The 20,096-nt window shown below is 69.6% G+C and carries 22 protein-coding genes, 1 tRNA gene and 3 pseudogenes; 10 read left to right on the top strand and 16 right to left on the bottom strand.

Annotated elements, in window-relative coordinates; all coding sequences use genetic code 11:
• Nucleotides 1-273 precede the first annotated feature (273 nt).
• From recF to ASD25_RS06390, 15 genes and pseudogenes are all read right to left on the bottom strand, one after another.
• Nucleotides 274-1,422 carry a DNA replication/repair protein RecF gene (gene recF / locus ASD25_RS06330; protein WP_055827145.1) on the bottom strand — a complete coding sequence of 383 codons (1,149 nt, stop codon included), beginning with the start codon at nt 1,420-1,422 and terminating at the stop codon, nt 274-276.
• A complete protein-coding gene (locus ASD25_RS06335) occupies nt 1,419-1,718 on the bottom strand; it encodes a hypothetical protein (protein WP_156376878.1) in 300 nt (99 codons plus the stop codon). The genes recF and ASD25_RS06335 overlap by 4 nt, the downstream gene beginning before the upstream one ends.
• 176 nt (nt 1,719-1,894) lie before the next feature.
• Entirely contained in the window at nt 1,895-3,013 is a 1,119-nt protein-coding gene (gene dnaN / locus ASD25_RS06340; RefSeq protein ID WP_055827139.1) for a DNA polymerase III subunit beta, read from the bottom strand.
• A 234-nt stretch (nt 3,014-3,247) separates the two neighbouring features.
• Nucleotides 3,248-3,403: helix-turn-helix domain-containing protein (locus ASD25_RS29200; RefSeq protein ID WP_304439648.1), on the bottom strand; the 156-nt coding region annotated here is incomplete at its 5' end.
• A gap of 6 nt (nt 3,404-3,409) precedes the next feature.
• A pseudogene (locus ASD25_RS29205) lies at nt 3,410-3,914 on the bottom strand (helix-turn-helix domain-containing protein); the annotation flags it as partial.
• 1 nt (nt 3,915) lies between these two features.
• Nucleotides 3,916-4,991 (bottom strand): annotated as a pseudogene (locus ASD25_RS06345) (DnaA ATPase domain-containing protein); the annotation flags it as partial.
• A gap of 440 nt (nt 4,992-5,431) precedes the next feature.
• On the bottom strand, nt 5,432-5,665 hold a 234-nt coding region (gene rpsT / locus ASD25_RS06350; protein WP_235562636.1), incomplete at its 5' end, for a 30S ribosomal protein S20.
• A gap of 78 nt (nt 5,666-5,743) precedes the next feature.
• Nucleotides 5,744-5,929: a hypothetical protein gene (locus ASD25_RS06355; RefSeq protein ID WP_055827130.1), complete on the bottom strand. Its 186-nt coding sequence runs from the start codon at nt 5,927-5,929 to the stop codon at nt 5,744-5,746.
• A gap of 26 nt (nt 5,930-5,955) precedes the next feature.
• On the bottom strand, nt 5,956-6,744 hold the full coding sequence (locus ASD25_RS06360; RefSeq protein ID WP_055827128.1) for an enoyl-CoA hydratase-related protein: 789 nt from the start codon (nt 6,742-6,744) through the stop codon (nt 5,956-5,958).
• A 133-nt stretch (nt 6,745-6,877) separates the two neighbouring features.
• Nucleotides 6,878-7,327 (bottom strand): hypothetical protein, encoded by a 450-nt coding sequence (locus ASD25_RS06365; RefSeq protein ID WP_055827125.1) that lies wholly within the window; start codon nt 7,325-7,327, stop codon nt 6,878-6,880.
• Between the two features lie 122 nt (nt 7,328-7,449).
• Nucleotides 7,450-8,136, bottom strand: coding sequence for a hypothetical protein (locus ASD25_RS06370; RefSeq protein WP_055827120.1), 687 nt, complete (start codon nt 8,134-8,136; stop codon nt 7,450-7,452).
• Between the two features lie 62 nt (nt 8,137-8,198).
• The gene (locus ASD25_RS06375) at nt 8,199-8,747 is read right to left on the bottom strand and encodes a DUF3828 domain-containing protein (protein WP_055827117.1); all 549 of its coding nucleotides are present in this window, start codon (nt 8,745-8,747) and stop codon (nt 8,199-8,201) included.
• 60 nt (nt 8,748-8,807) lie between these two features.
• Entirely contained in the window at nt 8,808-9,347 is a 540-nt protein-coding gene (locus ASD25_RS06380; protein ID WP_055827116.1) for a DUF1697 domain-containing protein, read from the bottom strand.
• Between the two features lie 4 nt (nt 9,348-9,351).
• Complete coding sequence (gene mutM, locus ASD25_RS06385) at nt 9,352-10,215, bottom strand: bifunctional DNA-formamidopyrimidine glycosylase/DNA-(apurinic or apyrimidinic site) lyase (RefSeq protein ID WP_055827113.1); 864 nt, start codon at nt 10,213-10,215, stop codon at nt 9,352-9,354.
• Between the two features lie 3 nt (nt 10,216-10,218).
• The gene (locus ASD25_RS06390; protein WP_055827110.1) at nt 10,219-11,508 is read right to left on the bottom strand and encodes a hypothetical protein; all 1,290 of its coding nucleotides are present in this window, start codon (nt 11,506-11,508) and stop codon (nt 10,219-10,221) included.
• A 163-nt stretch (nt 11,509-11,671) separates the two neighbouring features.
• Between ASD25_RS06390 and ASD25_RS06395 the strand changes: the two genes are divergently transcribed.
• From ASD25_RS06395 to truA, 6 genes are all read left to right on the top strand, one after another.
• Nucleotides 11,672-11,748: transfer RNA gene (locus ASD25_RS06395), tRNA-Arg, on the top strand.
• Nucleotides 11,749-11,837: 89 nt separating this feature from the next.
• Entirely contained in the window at nt 11,838-12,185 is a 348-nt protein-coding gene (locus tag ASD25_RS06400; protein ID WP_156376940.1) for an acyl-CoA thioesterase, read from the top strand.
• A gap of 59 nt (nt 12,186-12,244) precedes the next feature.
• Complete coding sequence (locus tag ASD25_RS06405) at nt 12,245-12,835, top strand: peptide deformylase (protein ID WP_055827105.1); 591 nt, start codon at nt 12,245-12,247, stop codon at nt 12,833-12,835.
• Nucleotides 12,835-13,062, top strand: a complete 228-nt coding sequence (locus ASD25_RS06410) for a hypothetical protein (RefSeq protein ID WP_055827102.1) — start codon at nt 12,835-12,837, stop codon at nt 13,060-13,062. The genes ASD25_RS06405 and ASD25_RS06410 overlap by 1 nt, the downstream gene beginning before the upstream one ends.
• A gap of 27 nt (nt 13,063-13,089) precedes the next feature.
• On the top strand, nt 13,090-14,016 hold the full coding sequence (fmt, locus tag ASD25_RS06415) for a methionyl-tRNA formyltransferase (RefSeq protein ID WP_055827099.1): 927 nt from the start codon (nt 13,090-13,092) through the stop codon (nt 14,014-14,016).
• A complete protein-coding gene (gene truA / locus ASD25_RS06420; RefSeq protein ID WP_055827095.1) occupies nt 14,016-14,753 on the top strand; it encodes a tRNA pseudouridine(38-40) synthase TruA in 738 nt (245 codons plus the stop codon). The genes fmt and truA overlap by 1 nt, the downstream gene beginning before the upstream one ends.
• 87 nt (nt 14,754-14,840) lie before the next feature.
• Here the strand turns inward: truA and ASD25_RS06425 are convergent, their stop codons facing one another.
• Nucleotides 14,841-14,978 (bottom strand): entericidin A/B family lipoprotein, encoded by a 138-nt coding sequence (locus ASD25_RS06425; protein WP_055827092.1) that lies wholly within the window; start codon nt 14,976-14,978, stop codon nt 14,841-14,843.
• Between the two features lie 100 nt (nt 14,979-15,078).
• Here ASD25_RS06425 and ASD25_RS06430 point away from each other — a divergent pair, with 100 nt between their 5' ends.
• The 4 genes and pseudogenes from ASD25_RS06430 to ASD25_RS31705 form a co-directional block, all read left to right on the top strand.
• A complete protein-coding gene (locus ASD25_RS06430) occupies nt 15,079-16,737 on the top strand; it encodes a thiamine pyrophosphate-binding protein (protein WP_055827089.1) in 1,659 nt (552 codons plus the stop codon).
• 11 nt (nt 16,738-16,748) lie between these two features.
• A complete protein-coding gene (locus ASD25_RS06435; protein ID WP_055827086.1) occupies nt 16,749-17,189 on the top strand; it encodes a hypothetical protein in 441 nt (146 codons plus the stop codon).
• A 114-nt stretch (nt 17,190-17,303) separates the two neighbouring features.
• Nucleotides 17,304-19,468 (top strand): DNA polymerase I (gene polA, locus ASD25_RS06440; RefSeq protein WP_369816554.1); only part of this gene is annotated, 2,165 nt, incomplete at its 3' end.
• A 1-nt stretch (nt 19,469) separates the two neighbouring features.
• A pseudogene (locus ASD25_RS31705) lies at nt 19,470-20,094 on the top strand (DNA polymerase); the annotation flags it as partial.
• Nucleotides 20,095-20,096: the final 2 nt, after the last annotated feature.

Consider the following 20,096-nt stretch of genomic DNA (forward strand, 5'->3'; position numbering starts at 1 on the left):
ACCGCGTCCAGGCCCTTGAGGACCTTGATGGAATCGGCGCCGTAGGCGGCCTCTTCGGCGGTGTCGACGTTGCGCGCGGTCTCGGTGTTGTCGGTCATATATTCGGTCGGTGAAACGCCCTCGCGGAGGGCTTCGGAAGGCGGCGGTTCGGCCGCCTTGAACGGACGGTTTTCAGGACGCGAATCCGATCCGCGCCGATGCCCGCAACATATAGGAAATCCGGGCGGAATTGCGAGGAAAAGCGACGCTGGAAAGGGCCGCGCGCGGAGGGTTTCAGCCTTCCGCCGCGAACCCGCCGTCCGCCACCCGCACGAACTGCGCCCGGCCGCGCAACGGGGCGAACAATTCGGCCTCGGTGCCGGTCATGAAGGCCTGCAGACCCAAGGCCTCGATCTCGTCGAACAGGGCGGCGCGGCGGGCCGTGTCGAGGTGGGCCGGCGCTTCGTCGAGCAACAGCACAGGCGGCGCGGGCTGGTCCGCCAGACGGGCGATCTGGGCGAGGATCAGGTTCAGCACCAGGGCCTTCTGCTCGCCCGAGGAGCCCTCGGCGGCGGGGCGGTTCTTCTCGCGGTGCAGGGCGGTCAGGTCGGAGCGGTGCGGGCCGTACAGCGAGCGGCCGGCGGCGGCGTCGCGGGCGCGGGAACGGACCATGCCGTCGCGGATGACGGCGGCGATGGCGGCTTCGTCGGCGCCTTCGGCCGCCTGCATCTCGGCCTCGCCAGTCAGGCCCAGGTCGGCCTGAGGGAAGGGCCGGTCGGAGCGGGCGTCGATGGCCGACTGGAGGGTGGTCAGGGCGGCGGCGCGGGCGTGGGCGGCGGCGGCCCCGGCCTCGCCCAGCCGGATTTCCAGCGCGTCGAGCCACAGCGGGTCGGCGGCGCGGTTCATCCCGCTTTCGTTGGGGGCCCCCTCGGTCAGCAGGCGCAGCCGCTCGCGCAGGGCCTTCTCATAGGCCGAGACCGAGGCGGCGTGGGCAGGGTCGGCGGCGAAGACCAGCCGGTCGAAGAAGCGCAGGCGCGCGGCGCGGGCGTCAGAGAACAGCCGGTCCTGTTCGGGCGTGGCCCAGACGGGGCGCAGATGGTCCAGCAGGCGGCCGGGCTGGGCCGTCTCGCCGTCGATGCGGACGATGCGGCGGGCGGCGCCGGCGGACTGGACGCCGGTGCCCAGCTTCGTCTCGCCCTCGCCGTCGGTCAGGACGGCGGCGACGGCCCAGGCGCGGCCGGTCGCCTCGCCGGGTTCGCGCCGGCCCATCTCGGGCGCCGTGGCCCCACGCAGCCCCTTGCCGGGGGTGAACAGGCTGAGCGCCTCCAGTAGATTGGTCTTGCCGGCGCCGTTGGGGCCGTGGAGCACCACCGACCCCGCCGCGATCGGCAGGGTGGCCGCTGCGTAGGAGCGGAAATCGGTGAGGGTGAGGGAGGTGATCATTGGCGCTCGTGCGCCACACCTCTGATCCGCGAAGCCTCCAGATCGCGCATCACCTCGGCCAATGCCGGCCCGTAGATATCGGGCACATACACCGCGCGATTCTTGCCGCCTTCGAGTCGCTCAAATCGAATCATGGGCATGAACAACCACCAGGCTGGTCGGACCAGACGTGCCGGGCTCATTTCGCGCCAAGGGAAGATTTTCCTTCGGCCGGGATCAGCGAGCCCATCAGCCGTGAGAAGAAGGGACGGCGGCACCATGGTGCGCCAAACGACCAAGCCGATCGACAACGCCAATACACATATCAAGAAGAGAGCTTGGAACGGAGCCAACGGTCGACCGAGAGCATCAGATCCCCTCAGGAGAAACGTCGCGGCGAACACTACCGGGATGAACATCACCGCCCCGGTCAAGACAGCTTGCTTCAGGCCTGACCCCGGAATGAAACGCTCCGGCCATGGATCCCGTAGCGTCACACCCGCAGCGGCATCAGCACATACTGCACGCCCGGATCGCCCGGATCGAGGACGAGCGTGGGCGAGGCCGGGTCGGCGAATTTGAAGTGGGCGGTCTCGCCGGTGATCTGGCCGGCGACGTCGAGCAGATAGCGGGCGTTGAAGCCGATCTCGAAGGGCTCTTCGGAATAGCCGATCTCGACCTCTTCCACCCCCTGCCCGGCCTCCATGTTGCGCACCGTCAGGGTGACGCGGTCGAGGTCGAAGGCCAGTTTCACCGACCGGCTCTTTTCAGCGGAGATGGTGGCGACGCGGTCGACAGCCTGGGCGAACAGGGCGTTGTCGATGTCGGCCTGTTTGTCGTTCCCCTTGGGAATGACGCGCATGTAGTCGGGGAAGGCGCCGTCGATGACCTTGGAGGTCAGGCTGGCCTGGCCGAATTCGAAGCGGATCTTCTGCGGGCTGACCATGACCTCGACCGGGCCGGAGCCGTCGTCGAGCAGGCGGCGGACCTGGTCGATGGTCTTGCGCGGGACGATGACGCCGGGGCCGCCGGCGGCGCCTTCGGGCGCGGGCGTCTCGGCCAGGGCCAGGCGGTGGCCGTCGGTGGCGACGGCGCGCAGCAGCGGGATGCCGGCCTCGGCCACGGTGTGGAGGTAGAGGCCGTTCAGATAGTAGCGGGTCTCTTCCGTCGAGACGGCGAAGCGGGTCTTGTCGATCAGCCGGGCCAGGTCTTCCTTGGGCAGGGTGAAGCGCGTGCCCGAGGTGTCGGTCGACATGACCGGGAAATCGCCCGCCGGCAGGACCGGCAGGTTGAATTTCGAACGGCCGGCCTGGACCACCAGGCGGGGGTCGTCGCCGTTGTAGGACAGGGAGACCTCGGCGCCGTCGGGCAGCTTGCGCACGATCTCGTACAGGGTGTGGGCCGGGGCGGTGATCTGGCCCTCGACATTCACCTGGGCCTCGGCCTCGTCGACCATCTCCATGTCCAGATCGGTGGCGGCGAAGGCCAGCTTGTCGCGTCCGGCGCTGAGCAGGACGTTGGACAGGATGGGGATGGTGTTCCTGCGCTCGACGACGCTCTGCACGTGCCCGAGGGCCTTGAGGAGCGCGGATCGTTCGATGGTCAGTTGCATGTCGTCTCGCCCGCCGTCGACGACTCACAAGCCGCCGCAAAGAGATAGGGCCACCGACACTAGCGGATTGGCCGGGCGGGGCAACGGTCTGGAACGCGGTCCACAGACTTCTCCCTCCCCTTCATGGGGAGGGATGTCGGCGCGAAGCGGCGACAGGGTGGGGTACGTCTGGAATTCCCCACCCGGTCGCTGCGCGACCACCTCCCACTTCGGGGGGGGGAGAGCCGTGCGGCGTCAGCCCCGCAGCTTGCGCGTCAGCGTCTCGACGTCCCGGGCGATCTGGTCGTCGAGCCCCATCAGCTCCTCGATCTTGCGCACGCCGTGCAGGACCGTGGTGTGGTCGCGTCCGCCGAAGCGGCGGCCGATGTCGGGATAGGAGCGGGTCGTGTGNCAGGGTCAGGACATGCGCGGCAACGCCACCGTCGTGAACGCCTTCGTGCCGCTGGCCTCCAGACCCATCAGCTCCTCGATCTTGCGCACGCCGTGCAGGACCGTGGTGTGGTCGCGTCCGCCGAAGCGGCGGCCGATGTCGGGATAGGAGCGGGTCGTGTGCTGCTTGCACAGCCACATGGCGATCTGGCGCGGACGCGCGACCGCGCGGGTGCGGCGCTCGCTGAGCAGGTCGGCCTGTTTGAGGCTGAAGTGATCGGCGACGGTCTTCTGGATCTCGTCGACGGTGATGCGGCGCTCGGGCCCGCCGCGCAGGGCCGAACCGAGCAGGGCCTGGGTCTCGTCGATGCTGAGCGAGGACAGGCGGGCGCCGGCGACGGCGGCCAGGGTGTTCACGGCGCCCTCCAGCTCGCGCATCGAGCCGGGCGTGCGGTCGACCAGATGCTCCAGCACCTCGGCCTGGGCCTCGCCCGAGACGACGCCGAGCGCGGCGGCCGCGAATACATTCCTTNTTCACGGCGCCCTCAAGCTCGCGCATCGAGCCGGGCGTGCGGTCGACCAGATGCTCCAGCACCTCGGCCTGGGCCTCGCCCGAGACGACGCCGAGCGCCGCCAGGGTCTGCATGCGGTTGCGGGCCACGGCCAGTTTCAGGGCGCGGTCGGCGGGCTCGACCGGGCAGGTCAGGCCCGAAGCCAGGTGGCTGCGCAGGCGCGGCTCGACCTCGGTCAGGGCCATGGGCGGACGGTCGGCCGAAATGACGATCTTCTTTCCGTCCTCGATCAGGGCGGTCAGCGTCGACAGCAGCTCCTCCTGGGTCGAGGTCTTGCCGCCGACGAACTGGACGTCGTCGATCAGCAGCATGTCGGCGCTGCGCAGGCTGTCCTTGAAGGCCGCGGTCGAGCGATCCTGCATGGCGCGCACGAAGGTCGACAGGAAGCGTTCGGCGGTCAGATAGACGACCTTCGCATCCGGTCGAAGCCGCTGGGCCTCCCAGGCGATGGCGTTGAGCAGGTGGGTCTTGCCGTAGCCATAGGGGCCGCAGAAGAAGATCGGGTTGAAATGGCCGTCGGCCCAGGCCGCGGCCTGGCGGGCGATGGCCAGGGCGAAGGCGTTGCCCTGGCCTTCCACGAAGCTGTCGAAGGTCAGCCGCTCCTGCAGGCCGGCGGCGCGCACGGCGCGGGCGCCGTCGGCGACCGGCGGCACGGTGGCCATGGGCATGGCCATGGGGCGGGGCTGGGCCAGCGGGATGACGTTGGCGCCCTCGGCGCGACCGGCGGCGACCTGGGACGCCGAGGGGGTCGAGCCCATCTCGGCGCGGCAGCGCACGTCGAGACGGCGGGACAGGCCGTCGAGGCCCAGCCACAGCTCATTCATGCGGCGCAGGGCGTTCTTGCGCACCCAGTCGCGGGCATAGGCGGTCGGGGTGACCAGGATCAGCTGGCCCGAACCGTCGGCGCGGACGGCCGACGGCGCGATATAGGAGCTGAACGGCCCCTCGCCGATTTCCGAGCGAAGACGGCCCGCCGCCTCGGTCCAGATGCGATCCGGATCCGTCATCCCCGCCATGCCCGCGCTCCCCGTAACCATCAGCCACCCACTCAAGCCATCACCGCTGACGTCCTTCGAGCGCGCCTGAAACGGGGACGACTTCTCCTGTCCCGCGTGGCGATGGCGCCGCGCAGGTGGGGTCGAACTCTCGAACAGACGTCTCACGCCGACACGAAAACCAGTTCCGCGCCGTCTTCATCCGTGTGGGGATGGAAGTGCGTCAGCGCCCCAAACTTACGCCCGGCGAGGGGGGCGTCAACGCTGATTCGCGACTCGATTTGCACTTAAAATTGTTGACTCCGCTAAAGCCAAACACAGTCAACGAAAAACCGTATTTCGCCACAGACGAGAGCGCCAATTCCAGCCAGGGAGGTTAGCCGCACGCGTGCAAACGGCGAGGAAGCGTCTGCTCCCTCGCCGTTGAAATCGTTGGTATTAACTATGACAGGCCGATGAAAGGCCGTCCGTAACCCGCTGTGTCAGGCAGCCGACATTTTCTTCAGCTGGGCGGCCAGGCGTCCGACCTTGCGCGAGCCCGTGTTCTTGTGAACCACGCCCTTGGAGACGGCGCGCATCAGCTCGGACTGAGCCTCGACGAAGGCCGTCTTGGCCGCGCCGGCGTCGCCGCCCGTGACGGCTTCCTGGAACTTGCGCAGGAAGGTGCGGACACGCGTACGGCGCGCCTTGTTCACTTCGGTGCGGGCAGCGATCTTNCGGGGAAATCTCGAAGAGCGCGCGGCTATAGCGGAAAGGGGTTGGGGGGTCAACGCGAGTCTGGCCGGACGTTTCGGTCACGCCGGCGGAGCCGTCAGCGGCGGCGCGCCTGTCGACTCGCCCACGCCTGTGCAGATCCCGCGATTGGTGTCGATGCTCCCGCCTGCCTCACGGCAGGCGTCGGCGTTGCGGTAACTGCGCAGGGTCCAGCCGCCGCCGAAGCCGATGGCCAGAACGAGAATGACGCCGAGAAGCTTGAGCATGACAGATCTCCCTGTCAGCCCAACGCTCAGCGCCCCGTGAAGTTCGGCTTCCGCTTCTCCACGAAGGCCGCCATCCCTTCCTTCTGGTCCTCGAAGGCGAACAGGGAGTGGAACAGGCGGCGTTCGAACTGAACGCCCTGGGTCAGGGTGGTCTCGAGGGCGGCGTTGACCATCTCCTTGTTGGCCATGACGGCCAGGGGGCTCTGCGAGGCGATCTTCGCGGCGATCTTGCGCGCCTCGTCCAGCAAGGTCTCGTGCGGGACGACGCGGCTGGCGAGGCCCGCGCGCTCGGCCTCGGCGGCGTCCATCATCCGGGCGGTCAGGACCATGTCCATGGCCTTGGACTTGCCGACAAGACGGGTCAGGCGCTGGGAGCCGCCGATGCCGGGGGCGACGCCGAGGTTGATCTCGGGCTGGCCGAATTTGGCTTTCTCCGACGCCACGATGAAGTCGCACAGCATGGCCAGTTCGCAGCCGCCGCCGAGGGCGAAGCCGTTGACCGCGGCGATGACCGGCTTGCGGAAGCGGGTGATGCGGTCGTGGCCGAGGGCGAAGAAATTGGCCTTGTACATGTCGGCATAGGACTGGTCCGACATCTCCTTGATGTCGGCGCCGGCGGCGAAGGCCTTGTCGCCCGAGCCGGTCAGGATCAGGCAGCGCACCGTGTCGTCATGCTCCACCGCGTCGAGGAAGTCCGACAGGTCCCTGAAGAGGGCCGAGTTCAGCGCGTTCAGCGCCTCGGGGCGGTTCAGGGTCACCACCGCATAGCCGTCGGCGTGGCGTTCGATGAGCAGGGTGGAATAGCTGTCGGACATGGGGCGCTCCCGAAGTGGCTGGTGGCTAGTGGCTAGTGGCTCGTGAGCGGTGCGTCCAGATTTGGCGGAGATTTGGGCGCCGCCAGAGCCTGCCGGCGACCCGCTGAACACGGGCCACTGGCCACTCGCCACTCTAGCGGCGCGGGATCAGCGCCAGCGTCAGGGCCGCGCGCAGCAGTTCGGCGACAACCACCATGGCCAGAAGGGCGTTGGCGGCGACGACCTGGCCGCGCGGGCCCGAGAGATTCAGCGTCCAGCCGAACAGGGAGGCGAGGGCGAGGACGGCGGCGGCGGTCAGGGCCAGGAGGATCAGCAGCATCAGGGCGACATGGCTGGCCTTGAGCGCCGCCTGCAGCGTGGGACCCTCGTCGAGAGGGCGGGCGCGGCGGCGGAACAGCCAGGCGATCAGGCTGGTCGCCACGGTCTCGGCGAGAACGATCACCGCCAGGGCGCCGAGGAACCACAGGGCCAGGCCACCCGTCTCTCCGCGACGCATCTGCTGCAGGAAGTGCGCGAAATAGGCGCCCCAGACGGCGAGGCCGACGACGAGACTGATCCAGAGGTGGGTCCGGCGATGGGTCATGCGCGGTCCTTACCCCTTCAGTCCGGCCCTGTCCGCTTCAGTCCGATGTCGGCGGGCCTGGCCGTCGCCGGCTCACGCCTGCAGAAGTCGGGGCGGCCGCCAAGACCGCCCCGTTTCGGCGACTAGAGGACGCTGCGGGGCGACTCGTCGCGGCGAACGTCGTCGTGGCGGCCGTCCACGGCCCGGTCGATCCAGCGATGGTTCCGGCCGCCGTAGAGGCCGCCGAAGATCGCGGCGATGGCGCCGATCAGCATGGTCAGGAAGCCCCACAGGGCCAGCATGGCGGTGGTGTCGGCGACTTCCTCGGCGGCGACCGGGGCCGGCAGCGGAGCCGGGGCGACCAGCTCGCCCTCGATCACGCGGCTGCCGGGGGTAACGTCCGTCACCACCGTGTCGCCGATCTCGCCGTCCCGGGCGTCGCCGCCGACCAGGGCCGCGGCCCCGCCGGCGCCGGCCGCGCTGGCGATGGTGATGGCCAGCAGGAAGGCAAGGGCCCAGACGGCGAGGCCGTGCAGGGCGCCCTTGTGGTGATCGGCGTATTTGGCCGCGCGCGACGCGACCGCGCCGCCGACGAACAGGGCGATGGCGTTGGCGAAGGCCATCCACATGCCGGCCGCGGCAGTGAAGCCGGACGAGTCGCCGCCGTCGAAATCATAGGGATTGAAGGCCGAGGCTCCGAGGGCCACGCCGAGCAGGTTCAGCATCGCGCCCACGGCGACGGCCACGATGGCGCCGGCGATGACGGCCGGCCACGAGATCAGGGTGTGAAGCGGGTGGCGAATGGGGTCGGAGATATAGGCGTCGGTCATGGTGTCCCTCCAAGGCAATGACTTGGGGCCACAACCGCTGCACGGCCTCGCGGTTCCGTCCGTCAGGTCGCGGGGTCCGCCTTCGCCTCGCTGATCCAGACGGTGAGGCGCCGGACCATCGGCTCATACGGGAACTGGCCCATCGATTCATAGTGCTGGTCGTCGATGCGCCACTGGCCGTCCTCGAGGACGAGGTTGTAGGTCTTGCGGTGGACCGCATTGCCCGGTTCGGCGAACCCCTGGACGACGGCCACGTCCGCGCTGTCCGGCCCGGTCGAGGTTGCGGTGACCGACTGCAGCACCGGCGTGCCGTCCTGACAGTCGCAGATCGGGTGGGCCTCGAAGAAGCCGACGTCGCCCTCGTGCGTCAGCCGGTCGCTCTCGGCGAGCAGGGCCCGGGTGCGCGCGGACCAGATCGTGCGCTCCTCAATGCGTTCGGCGGGGCCGCCCGGCATGTCGCCCTCCCCGTAGAGGGACCGCACGAAGGCCTCGGGCGTCGCGGGGGCCGGGGCCGCCGTAGCGGACGCTCCGGGCGCCCCCGACGGCTCCGGAGCGGGAGAACAGGCGGCCAGCGCCAGGGCGGCGACTGCAGGCATCAAGATCTTGCGCATGGGCTTCCTGTCCGGGTCATTGATCCGGGCCGCGGTGCGCCTTTCGACCGTGGCCGGCGTTCAGGCCTTCAGCTCTACCATATCCGCCAGCTTGAGCACCGTGTTCCAGTTGCGGCCCGTGCCCATGCCCAGCATGCGGGGCGTCCCCTTCCTGAAGATCGCGGACTCGCCCTGTCCCTTGGGGAACCAGAAATAGAGAACGCCGTCGACGGCCTGGACCGCCTCGCCGTCCTCCGCCAGGGCCCGGCAGGCCTCCAGCGCGCCGTCCCTGATCCCGTCCTTCATGACCATCGCCTGCACCCTGGCCGGATGAGCCCTCGCTTCGGCGGGGAAGGGGTTGGCGGCGATCAGCCTGGCCCACTGTTCCGGGGTGCGGACCATGGCGGCGACCTTGAGGCCGAAGGTCCTGTCCATGGCGGCTTCGATATCGGCCTCAAGGGCGGCGGCCGCCTTGCCGCTTTCGACGACCAGATTGCCGCTGGCCTGAAGCGTGCGCGGATTCTTCAGCCCCATGGCCTCGGCCATCGCCCGCTGCTCGCCGGCCGGCGCGCGGACGCCGCCGGTGTTCATGCCCCGGAACAGGATGATGCGGTGGGTCATGGCGTCACCGCTTCTGGCAGGACGGGCAGAAGAAGGTCGAACGTCCACCCTGGACGATGCGTTTGACCACGCCGGAGCAGCCGTCTCCGGGGCAGGGCTTTCCTTCGCGGCCGTAGACGTCGAAGCGGTGCTGGAAATAGCCCTGTCCGCCGTCGGCGTTGGCGAAATCCTTCAGCGTCGAACCGCCGGCGGCGATGGCGTCGTTGAGGACATCGCGGACCACCGCGGTCAGGGTTTCGAGGCGCGGTTTCGACACCTTGCCGGCCGGGGTCAGGGGCGAGATGCGGGCGCGGTACAGGGCCTCGCAGACATAGATGTTGCCCAGTCCGGCGACGATGCGCTGGTCCAGCAGGCTGACCTTGATGGTCTGCTTCTTGCCCGTGAAGGCCTCGGCCAGCCGGGCGCCCGAGAAGCCGTTGCCCAGCGGCTCGGGGCCAAGACCGGCGAACCAAGGATGGGCCTCGACCTCGCCGGTCGGGATCAGGCCCATGAAGCCGAAGCGGCGGGCGTCGGCGAAGCCGAGGCGGGTGGTCGCTCCGCCCTTCACCGCGCACAGGCTGACGTGCTCGTGCTTGCCGGCGATGGGGGCCGGCTCCTCGAACTCGCCCAGCTGTTCGCCGTCGAGGGTGAAGCGGCCGGTCATGCCGAGGTGGGTGACCCAGGTCTCGCCGGTCGACAGCGGCATCAGCAGATATTTGGCCCGGCGGTCGATGCGTTCGACCGTCGCCCCCTCCAGCCGGTCGACGAACCGGTCGGGGAAGGGGAAGCGCAGGTCGGGCCGGTTCTGGCGCACGCGCGTCAGCCGCGCCCCGGTCAGGACCGGCTCGAGGCCGCGGCGGACGGTTTCGACCTCGGGGAGTTCGGGCATGGACTACGGCAGCAGGTCCGCGGGCAGAATCTGGCTGGCCAGCAGGGTCTCCATGCCGTCCCAGCGGTTCGGCCCCTGCCGTTCGACCCAGGCCTGGACCACGTCGCGACCGAGGCCGTAGTTGATGACGTAGCTGCGGTAGGTGTCGATGAAACGCAGGCGCTGGGCGGCCTTGGCCGGGTCGGCGAGGCTGTATTTCGACAGCCGGGCGATGGTCTCGTCGCGTCCGACCCGCCCGGCCAGATAATCGTCGGCGATGGTGTATTCAGCCCGCGCCAGACGGCGCTGCAGCGCGCCGAGTTGCGCCTTCTTCTCCGCCATCGACGGGTCGAGACCGGCGAGAGGAAACAGGACGTCGCGCTCGAACGCGGTGGCCTCGTCGCCGGGGAAGGCCAGGTCGATGCCGTAGTTGGCGCTGCCCTCGGCCACGAAGGACATGGGGCTGAACAGCGGATAGACGCTCATCTCGACCCAGTTGCGGTCGCGCACGAAGGTCTTTTCCAGCAGGGCGTTGTAGACGTGGTGGCCGGGGTAGCCCTCGTGGCAGCCGAGGTCGATCGCCCGCTCGGTATAGATGGGGAAGTCGGCGTTGATCTCGATCCGGCTGGCCGCGTCGCCGAGGTAGTAGTTGTACCCCGACCACGGCTTGTCGCCGACGAAGCTGAGGGTGAACCGCTCATTGGCCGGCAGGTCGATGTGCCGGACGGTGCGGCGGCGGCACTCGGCGATGGCGGCCTCCATCACCGGCTGCAGCCGATCCTTCGGAATGACATAGTGGGCCTTGAAGGCCGTGACCCGGTCGGTCAGCGAGCCGGGACCCGGGATCAGGGCGTCGATCTCGGCCAGGATGGGGTCATAGGTCGACAGCGGCAGGAGGTCGGGGCGGATGCCGAACAGGGCCTCGGCCTCGTCAGCGAAGCCCATCTTCTCGCCCGACAGCATGCGCAGTCGCGCCGAGGCGGCGGAGACGTGGGCCAGCAGATATTTACGGCGCTGGGCGACGACGGGCTCGACCCCGCGGGTCGCGACAGCGTTCAGCCGTTCGGTCAGGGATGCGGCGCCCTGGATCAGCTGCGGGACGGTGCGCGGGTTCGCCTTCGCGGCCTCCTGCCATTCGGCGGGGCCGTAATAGGCGTCGACATAGCCGGGCTCGCGTTCGCCGATCTCGAGGATCAGGGCGACATAGTCGCGGGCGATGGCGTCCAGATTGTCCCCGGACGGATCGGGCGCCGGCGTCGGCGCGGTGGCGCAGGCGCCCACCAGCATCAGCAGTCCAAGCAGAAAGGCGCGCATCGGGGACCTCCATCGGCGAAGCGGGCGCACGCTAGATCACGATGCGCCGGGCCGGAACCGTGTAAATCGTCCCGGGCGGCTTTGGTTCGAGGGGCGCGCATTCGGGATTGAGGGCGGCGCGGTCCTGCTGTAAGGCCCTTCGTCCGGCGCTTTCGCCGCCGACGCACCCGTAGCTCAGCTGGATAGAGTACTGCCCTCCGAAGGCAGGGGTCAGAGGTTCGAATCCTCTCGGGTGCGCCATTCTTCTCCTGCCCTCCGGCCCGGAGCTCCCCGTGACCGACGCCCTGCCGACCCAGCCGACCGGCCAGCCCGTCGGGCGGGTCATCGCCATGCCGGCGGACACCAATCCCGAGGGCGACATCTTCGGCGGCTGGCTGCTGGCGCACATGGATCTGGCGGGCGCGACGCCGGCTTTCGAACTGGCCCAGGGCCGCTGCGTGACCATCGCCCTGGACGGCATGGTCTTCCACCAGCCCGTCTCGGTGGGCGACGAGGTGTCGCTGTACGCCCAGGTGATCAAGGTCGGCCGGACCTCTGTCCGCGTCCATGTCGAATGCTGGAAACGGCCCCGCGACAAGGGCTCGGCCGCCTCGGTGCGCGTGACCGAGGGCGTCTTCACCTATGTGGCCATCGATCAGGACCGCAAGCCGCGGCCCCTGCCGCATCTGTCGGCATAAAACCCAGCGCGACACTGGGAAATCTTGATCTTTCGGCCCGCTCCGCCTATCTCGCGGGCATGTCCATTCGCCGCATCCTCACCATCGACAACGCCGCCGACCTGGCCGTGCTGAAGCAGGTCTCCACCCCCGTCGAAGGGCCGGTGACCGACGACCTGCGCCGTCTGATGGACGACATGCTGGAGACGATGTACGACGCGCCCGGCATCGGCTTGGCCGCCGTCCAGATCGGCGACACGCGCCGCGTCATCGTCATGGACCTGGGCGACAGGGGGGGCGCCGCCGACGACCTCGACCCCGCCGAAATGAGCGATGAGGACCGCGCGAAGTGGGACGCCGAACGCCGCAACCCGCGCTTCCTCGTCAATCCCGAGATCGTCTGGGCCTCCGACGAGATGTTCACCTATGAGGAAGGCTGCCTGTCGGTGCCCGAGTATTTCGACTCGGTCGAACGCCCCGCGCGCGTGCGCCTGAAATACCTGAACTACGACGGTCATACCGTCGAGGAAGAGGCCGCAGGGCTTTATGCGGTCTGTATCCAGCACGAGATGGACCACCTCGAGGGCGTGCTGTTCATCGACCACCTGTCGCGGCTGAAGCGCGACCGCGCCGTGGCCAGGGTGAAGAAGAACGCAAGGCTGGCCGCCTGATGGCCCGTCTCAAGCGCGCACGCGACCGCATCATCGACCCGGCCGGCCGCCGCCGCCTGACCCGCAACGAGAAGGTCGGCGTCGCCAGCGTCGCGACCCTGATCGGCGTCGCCGCCCTGGGCGTCATCGCCGGGGTCATCCTGGACCGGCTGCTCGATTTCGACGACGCGCTGGACGCGGGCGGCGAATGGGATGAGGGCGGCGGCGTCTCGACCCGCTGGCAGTAAGCGGCGCCAACCTCTAAAGGCCCTCCCATGCGCCTCGCCTTCATGGGTACCCCCGATTTCGCCGTGCCGTCGCTGGCCGAGCTCATCGCCTCGGGCCATGAGATCGTGGCCGTCTATTCCCAGCCGCCCCGACCGAAGGGCCGGGGCCAGAAGCTGACGCCGTCGCCGGTCCACGCCTTCGCCGAAACCATGGGCCTGCCGGTGTTCACGCCGGAGTCGATGAAATCCCCCGAAGCCATCGCCACCTTCCGGAGCCTGGATGTCGACGCGGCCTGCGTGGTCGCCTACGGCCAGATCCTCAAGCGTGAGGTGCTGGACGCGCCGCGTCTGGGATGTTTCAACCTGCACGGCTCCTTGCTGCCGCGCTGGCGCGGGGCCGCCCCGATACAGCGCGCCATCATGGCCGGCGACCGCCAGACCGGGGTGCAGATCATGCGCATGTCCGAGGGTCTGGACGAGGGGCCGATCCTGCTTTCGGAGGTGATGGATATCCGGCCTGACGACACCGCGGCGACCCTGTCGGAGCGCATGTCGCACACGGGGGCCAGCCTGTGGCCGCGCGCCCTGGCCGCGATCGAGCGCGGCGGGGTGGAGGGGACCGGACAGGCCGGAGAACCGACCTATGCGAAAAAGATCACACCGGCCGAGGCGCGCATCGACTGGACCCGCCCGGCGACCGAGGTCGACGCCCATATCCGGGGCCTGTCGCCCTTCCCCGGCGCATGGTTCGAGGCGCCGGGCCCGGAGGGTCCGGTGCGGATCAAGGCCCTGATGTCGCGTCTGTCGCTGCGCGGATCAGGCGCGCCGGGCGAGGTGCTGGACGGCGAGCTGCGCATCGCCACGGGCGATGGCGCGGTTCGGCTGTTGCGGGTGCAGCGCGCCGGCAAGGCGGTCCAGACGCCGGATGAAATGCTGCGCGGCTTCCCCCTGCCCGCCGGAACGCGGCTGGTCTGATGGCCCGCTACCGGCTGACCCTGGAATACGACGGCTCGGACTATAACGGCTTTCAGGCCCAGCCCGACCAGCCGACGGTGCAGGGCGCCGTCGAGACGGCCATCACCGCCTTCAGCGGTCAGACCGTGCGCATCGCCGCCGCGGGGCGGACGGACACCGGGGTTCACGCCACCGGTCAGGTGATCAGCTTCGACCTCGACAAGGCCTGGCCCGAGCGGACGGTGATGAACGCCCTGAACGCCCATCTGGTCGGCGAGGCGGTGTCGGTGCTGGACTGCGCCGCGGTGGACGACGAATTCCACGCCCGTTTCTCGGCGACAGGGCGGCGCTATCTGTATCGCATCCTCAACCGTCGCGGTCCGCCGGCGCTGGACAAGGGCAAGGTCTGGCACGTCCGCAAGCGGATGGACGAAGAGGCCATGCATGAAGCGGCGCAGGCCCTCGTGGGTCTGCATGACTTCACCACCTTCCGCGATGTGAACTGCCAGTCGAAATCGCCGGAGAAGACGCTGGACGTCGCCCGCGTCTTCCGCAACGGGGACGAGATCTATCTGCAGTTCGAGGCGCGCAGCTTCCTGCACCGGCAGGTGCGCTCCATGACTGGCACCCTGGCCGAGGTGGGTCAGGGCCGCTGGGCGGTCAAGGATGTCGCGGCGGCGCTGGCGGCGCGCGACCGCGCGGCCTGCGGGCCCGTGGCGCCGTCCGACGGGCTGTATCTGACGTGCGTGGACTACTGATGTGAAAAGGCCCGCCGGACGTCGGCGGGCCCCTCGTTCGCTCTGCGGCGTCCCGGAGCGCCGCGCCGCGGCGTCCGGGATGACAACCTAGTTCTTGGCGTCTTCAGCCGTCGTGGCGACGGCGTTGCCGACGGCCGAGACGTCGCGTCCGGCGCCGGCGACGGTGTTGCAGGCCGAGACAGCCAGGGCGGCGGCGACGAGGGTCAGGGCGATGATCTTCTTCATGGGAGTTTCCTTTGGGGGAGTTGAACCTTCACCGTTAAACGCAAGCGTGGCGGCGGGGTTGCATGGCCAAGCCGGGGGTCGATCTGCTAACCCGCCCCCTATGACCCAGCCCGCGAACACCGCCGCCCGCCGCCTTGTCGAAACCCTCGTCATGAACGGGATCGACCGCGTCTTCTGCGTCCCGGGCGAGAGCTATCTGGCCGTGCTGGACGCGCTGGCGGACGTGCGGGACAGGATCCAGGTGATCGCCTGCCGGCATGAGGCGGGGGCCGCCAACATGGCCGAGGCCTGGGGCAAACTGACCGGCAGGCCCGGCGTCTGCATGGTCACGCGGGGGCCCGGCGCCACCCACGCCTCGATCGGGGTGCACACGGCGCACCAGGACTCCACGCCGATGCTCCTGTTCGTCGGCCAGATCGCCCTCACCGACCGGGGCCGCGGCGCCTTCCAGGAGGTCGACTACCGCGAGGTGTTCGGCGGCCTGGCCAAATGGGCGACCGAGATCGAGAGCCCGGAACGCACCGTCGAGGTGGTCGAGCGCGCTTTCGCCACCGCGCTTCAGGGGCGGATGGGGCCGGTGGTCATCGCCCTGCCCGAAGACATCCTGCACGCCGACGGGGGGCCGGCGCCGATCCGGCCGGTCACGCCCGCGCAGGCGGCGCTGGATCCGGCCTTCGTCGAACAGGTCCGCGCCCGTCTGGCCAAGGCGGAACGCCCGCTGCTGGTGCTGGGCGGCTCGGGCTGGAGCGAGGAAGCCGCCGCCGCCATCGGCGACTGGGCCGAACGGCTGGGCCTCCCCGTCAGCCTGTCCTTCCGGCGCAAGGACATCCTGTCCAACGACCGGCCCAACTACGCCGGCGACCTGGGCCTCGGCTGCAATCCGAAGCTGACGGCCCGGGCGAAGGCCGCCGACCTCGTCGTCGCCATCGGCGCCCGGCTGGGCGAGAATCCGACGCAGGGCTACACCCTGTTCGACCGCGCCCGGACGGCCGAGACCCTGGTTCACATCCATCCCGGCGCGGAGGAGCTGGGCCGGGTCTGGACCCCGCTGATGAGCGCCACCGCCGACAATTCCCTGGCCGCCCTAGCGCTCTCGGCCATCGATCCGGGCCGGACCTGGCATGACGAGGCCGCCGCCGCGCACGCCGACTATCAGGCCTTCTCGACGCCCGTGCCCGTGACCGGGGCGGTGAACATGAGCGAATGCATGGCCCATCTCGGCGAGAGCCTGCCGCCGACCGCCATCGTCACCAACGGCGCGGGCAATTTCGCCGCCTGGCTGCACCGCTTCTATCGCCACCGCGCCTGCCGCACCCAGCTGGCCCCGACATCCGGCGCCATGGGCTACGGCTATCCCGCCGCCATCGCGGCCAAGAGCGTGCATCCCGACCGCGACGTCGTCTGCATCGCCGGCGACGGCGACTACCTGATGACCGGCCAGGAGATCGCCACGGCGGTCCAGTACGGCATCAACGTCGTGGTCGTGGTCGTCGACAACGGCACCTACGGCACTATCCGCATGCACCAGGAAGGCCACTATCCGGGCCCCGACCGGGTCATTGCCACCGATCTGAGGAACCCCGATTTCGTCAAATACGCCGAGGCCTTCGGCGCCTTCGGCGTCCGCTGCGAGCGGACCGAAGACTTCCCCGCCGCCCTGGCCGCGGCGCGGAACGCCGGCCGCCCCGCCCTCGTTCACCTGATCACCTCGGCCGAGGATATCGCGCCCAACCGCACGATCACCGGCCTGCGCTCGTAACAGGAGCCGTCATGCGCCCTGCCCTCGCCCTGACCGCCGCCGCCCTGCTGGCGGCCTGCGCCACCCCCGCCGCGCCGCCGCCCCAGGGACCGCCTGAGGTCGTTATCGGCGAGGACTGCGCCGTGATCGCCGCCGTGGCGAAGGATCACTATCGCTTCAACACCACCGACAACCGGCCGCCGCCGCTCCGCTTCGAGGGCGATTACGCGCCGCGCTGCGACTGGAGCCGCTACGGTCTGGCCTTCGAAGCCTGGGATCCCAACGCGACCGGCGATCCACGCCGGCGGGTGCGCTGGGTCAGCTTCGCCCGGCCGGTCTACGACGGACGCGGCGCCCTGGTGGCGACCGGCATCATGCACGGCCCCCTCGCCGGCATGGGCTACGAATGCCGGGTTCATTCCGGCTTCAACGGCTGGACCGTCGGCGAATGCCGCAGGACCTGGGTCTCCTGACGCTCAGCCGGTGACGGCGGGGCCGCGCCCGCCTATGTTCCGCCGATGACCGACACCGCCGCCGACTCCGCCGACCGCCCCCTCACCCAGGACGGCCCCGCCGTGCGGCTGTGGATGATCGACGCCTCGGCCTACATCTTCCGCGCCTACCACGCCCTGCCGCCCCTGACGCGCAAGTCCGACGGCCTGCCCGTCGGCGCCGTTCAGGGCTACTGCAACATGCTGTGGAAGCTGATCCGCGACATGAAGGGCGACGACGGCCCGACCCATCTGGTCGCCGTCTTCGACCATTCGGAGAAGACCTTCCGCAACGCCATGTACGACCAGTACAAGGCCAACCGCTCGGCCCCGCCCGAGGACCTGATTCCCCAGTTCCCGCTGGTCCGCGAGGCCACGGCGGCCTTCGGCGTCCCCTGCGTCGAACTGCCCGGCTACGAGGCCGACGACCTGATCGCCACCTATGCCTGCAAGGCCCGCGACGCCGGCGGCGAGGCGGTGATCGTCTCCTCCGACAAGGACCTGATGCAGCTGATCGGCCCCTCGGTGGTCATGTGGGACCCGATGAAGGAGCGCCGCCTCGCCGAGGAGGCCGTGTTCGAGAAATTCGGCGTCACCCCCGACAAGGTGGTCGAGGTCCAGGCCCTGATCGGCGACAGCGTCGACAACGTCCCCGGCGCCCCCGGCATCGGCCCCAAGACGGCGGCCCAGCTGATCCTCGAATACGGCGACCTCGACACGCTGCTGGCCCGCGCCGGCGAGATCAAACAGCCCAAGCGGCGCGAGACCCTGATCGAATTCGCCGACCAGATCCGCCTCTCGCGCGAGCTCTGCCGCCTCGACTGCAGCGCCCCCGCCCCCGAACCGATCGACGACTTCATCGTCCGCGACCCCGACCCCGAAGCGCTCGCGGCCTTCCTCGACCGGATGGAGTTCCGCTCCCTGCGCAGCCGGGTCGGCGACGGCAAGGCCCCGGCGACCAACGGCACGGCCTTCGTCGCCCGGCCGAAAATCCCTTCCGCCCCGGTGGCTGCGCCCCGCTACGGCCAGGTCGCGACCGGCCCGGCCGAGGCCCAGGCCTTCGACGTCGAGGCCTATCGCTGCATCCAGACCCTGGAGGAGCTGGACGCCTGGATCGCCCGGGCGACGGAGGCGGGGGTGGTCGGGTTCGACACCGAGACGGACGCGCTGTCGGCGACGCATGCGGGGCTGTGCGGGGTGTCGCTGGCGATCGGGCCGAACGACGCCTGCTATGTGCCGCTGACGCATGCGCATGAGCCGGCGGCGAACGCGGGGGGGCTGGATTTCGGCGAGCAGACGGAGACGCGCGAGGCCATCACCCAGGTCGACAAGGCCGAGGCGCTGCAAAGGCTGAAGGGCCTGCTGGAGAACCCCGCCGTGCTCAAGGTGATGCAGAACGGCAAGTACGACATGGCCGTCATGGCCCAGCGGGGCGTCCGCGTCGCGCCGATCGACGACACCATGCTGATCTCATACGTCCTCGAGGGCGGGCTGCACGGGCACGGCATGGACGAGCTGGCGCGGCTGCATCTCGGCCACGACCCGATCCCGTTCAAACAGGTGGCGGGGACGGGCAAGTCACAGAAGTCGTTCAAACATGTCGAGCTGAAACCGGCCACCTGCTACGCCGCCGAGGACGCCGACGTGACCCTGCGCCTGTGGCGCCGGCTCAAGCCGCGGCTGGCCGAGGAACACCTGACCACCGTCTATGAGACGCTGGAGCGCGGCATGCCCGCCGTTCTCGCCGACATGGAGCGGGCCGGCGTCCGCGTCGATCCCGACCGGCTCAAACGCCTGTCGTCCGAGTTCGGCATGCGCATGGCCGAGCTGGAGGCCCAGGCCCACCAGATCGCCGGCCGTCCCTTCAACATCGGCTCGCCCAGACAGATCGGCGACATCCTGTTCGGCGAGATGAACCTGACCGGCGGCAAGAAGACCGCCAGCGGCCAGTGGGGCACCGACGCCAGCGTGCTGGAAGAACTGGCCCTGACCCACGACCTGCCGCGCGTCCTGCTGGACTGGCGCCAGCTGTCCAAGCTCAAGGGCACCTATACCGACGCCCTGATCGAGGCCGCCGACAAGRCCACCGACCGCGTCCACACCAGCTACCAGCTGGCCGCCGCCACCACCGGCCGCCTGGCCAGCAGCGAYCCCAAYCTSCAGAACATCCCGATCCGCACCGAGACCGGCCGCCAGATCCGCCAGGCCTTCATCGCCGCCCCCGGCCATGTCCTGATCAGCGCCGACTACAGCCAGATCGANCGCCTTCGCCGCCGGCATCGACATCCACACCGCCACGGCCAGCGAGATGTTCGGCGTCCCCGTCGACCAGATGGACCCCGAGACSCGCCGCCGCGCCAAGGCGATCAATTTCGGCATCGTCTACGGCATCTCGGCCTTCGGCCTGGCCAACCAGCTGAACATCGACCAGGGCGAGGCCGGGGCCTACATCAAGACCTATTTCGAGCGCTTCCCCGGCATCCGCGMCTAYATGGACGCGAYSARGGCSMAGGTGCGCGAGACGGGCMKGGTCKMGACCGTCTTCGGCCGCCGCATCCACATTCCCGCCATCCACTCAAAGTCGGGGGCCGAGCGACAGTTCGGCGAGCGCGCCGCCATCAACGCCCCCATCCAGGGCGCCGCCGCCGACATCATCCGCCGCGCCATGATCCGCATGCCCGGGGCGCTGGCCGAGGCCGGGCTATCGACGCGCATGCTGCTGCAGGTCCACGACGAACTGGTCTTCGAGGCCCCGGAAGCCGAGGCGGAGCGGGCGATCGTGGTGATCAAGCGGACCATGCAGGGGGCGGCGGAACCGGCCGTGGCGCTGACGGTGCCGCTGGTGGTGGAGGCGCGGGCAGCGGGGAACTGGGACGAGGCGCACTGAGG

The organism is Brevundimonas sp. Root1423, assembly GCF_001426805.1.

Bases quoted from the DNA above. Each gene is read 5' to 3' on its own strand.
- recF (WP_055827145.1), bottom strand. From the start codon at position 1,422: ATGATCACCTCCCTCACCCTCACCGATTTCCGCTCCTACGCAGCGGCC.
- dnaN (WP_055827139.1), bottom strand. From the start codon at position 3,013: ATGCAACTGACCATCGAACGATCCGCGCTCCTCAAGGCCCTCGGGCAC.
- ASD25_RS06355 (WP_055827130.1), bottom strand. From the start codon at position 5,929: ATGCTCAAGCTTCTCGGCGTCATTCTCGTTCTGGCCATCGGCTTCGGC.
- ASD25_RS06360 (WP_055827128.1), bottom strand. From the start codon at position 6,744: ATGTCCGACAGCTATTCCACCCTGCTCATCGAACGCCACGCCGACGGC.
- ASD25_RS06365 (WP_055827125.1), bottom strand. From the start codon at position 7,327: ATGACCCATCGCCGGACCCACCTCTGGATCAGTCTCGTCGTCGGCCTC.
- ASD25_RS06370 (WP_055827120.1), bottom strand. From the start codon at position 8,136: ATGACCGACGCCTATATCTCCGACCCCATTCGCCACCCGCTTCACACC.
- ASD25_RS06375 (WP_055827117.1), bottom strand. From the start codon at position 8,747: ATGCGCAAGATCTTGATGCCTGCAGTCGCCGCCCTGGCGCTGGCCGCC.
- ASD25_RS06380 (WP_055827116.1), bottom strand. From the start codon at position 9,347: ATGACCCACCGCATCATCCTGTTCCGGGGCATGAACACCGGCGGCGTC.
- mutM (WP_055827113.1), bottom strand. From the start codon at position 10,215: ATGCCCGAACTCCCCGAGGTCGAAACCGTCCGCCGCGGCCTCGAGCCG.
- ASD25_RS06390 (WP_055827110.1), bottom strand. From the start codon at position 11,508: ATGCGCGCCTTTCTGCTTGGACTGCTGATGCTGGTGGGCGCCTGCGCC.
- ASD25_RS06400 (WP_156376940.1), top strand. From the start codon at position 11,838: ATGCCGGCGGACACCAATCCCGAGGGCGACATCTTCGGCGGCTGGCTG.
- ASD25_RS06405 (WP_055827105.1), top strand. From the start codon at position 12,245: ATGTCCATTCGCCGCATCCTCACCATCGACAACGCCGCCGACCTGGCC.
- ASD25_RS06410 (WP_055827102.1), top strand. From the start codon at position 12,835: ATGGCCCGTCTCAAGCGCGCACGCGACCGCATCATCGACCCGGCCGGC.
- fmt (WP_055827099.1), top strand. From the start codon at position 13,090: ATGCGCCTCGCCTTCATGGGTACCCCCGATTTCGCCGTGCCGTCGCTG.
- truA (WP_055827095.1), top strand. From the start codon at position 14,016: ATGGCCCGCTACCGGCTGACCCTGGAATACGACGGCTCGGACTATAAC.
- ASD25_RS06425 (WP_055827092.1), bottom strand. From the start codon at position 14,978: ATGAAGAAGATCATCGCCCTGACCCTCGTCGCCGCCGCCCTGGCTGTC.
- ASD25_RS06430 (WP_055827089.1), top strand. From the start codon at position 15,079: ATGACCCAGCCCGCGAACACCGCCGCCCGCCGCCTTGTCGAAACCCTC.
- ASD25_RS06435 (WP_055827086.1), top strand. From the start codon at position 16,749: ATGCGCCCTGCCCTCGCCCTGACCGCCGCCGCCCTGCTGGCGGCCTGC.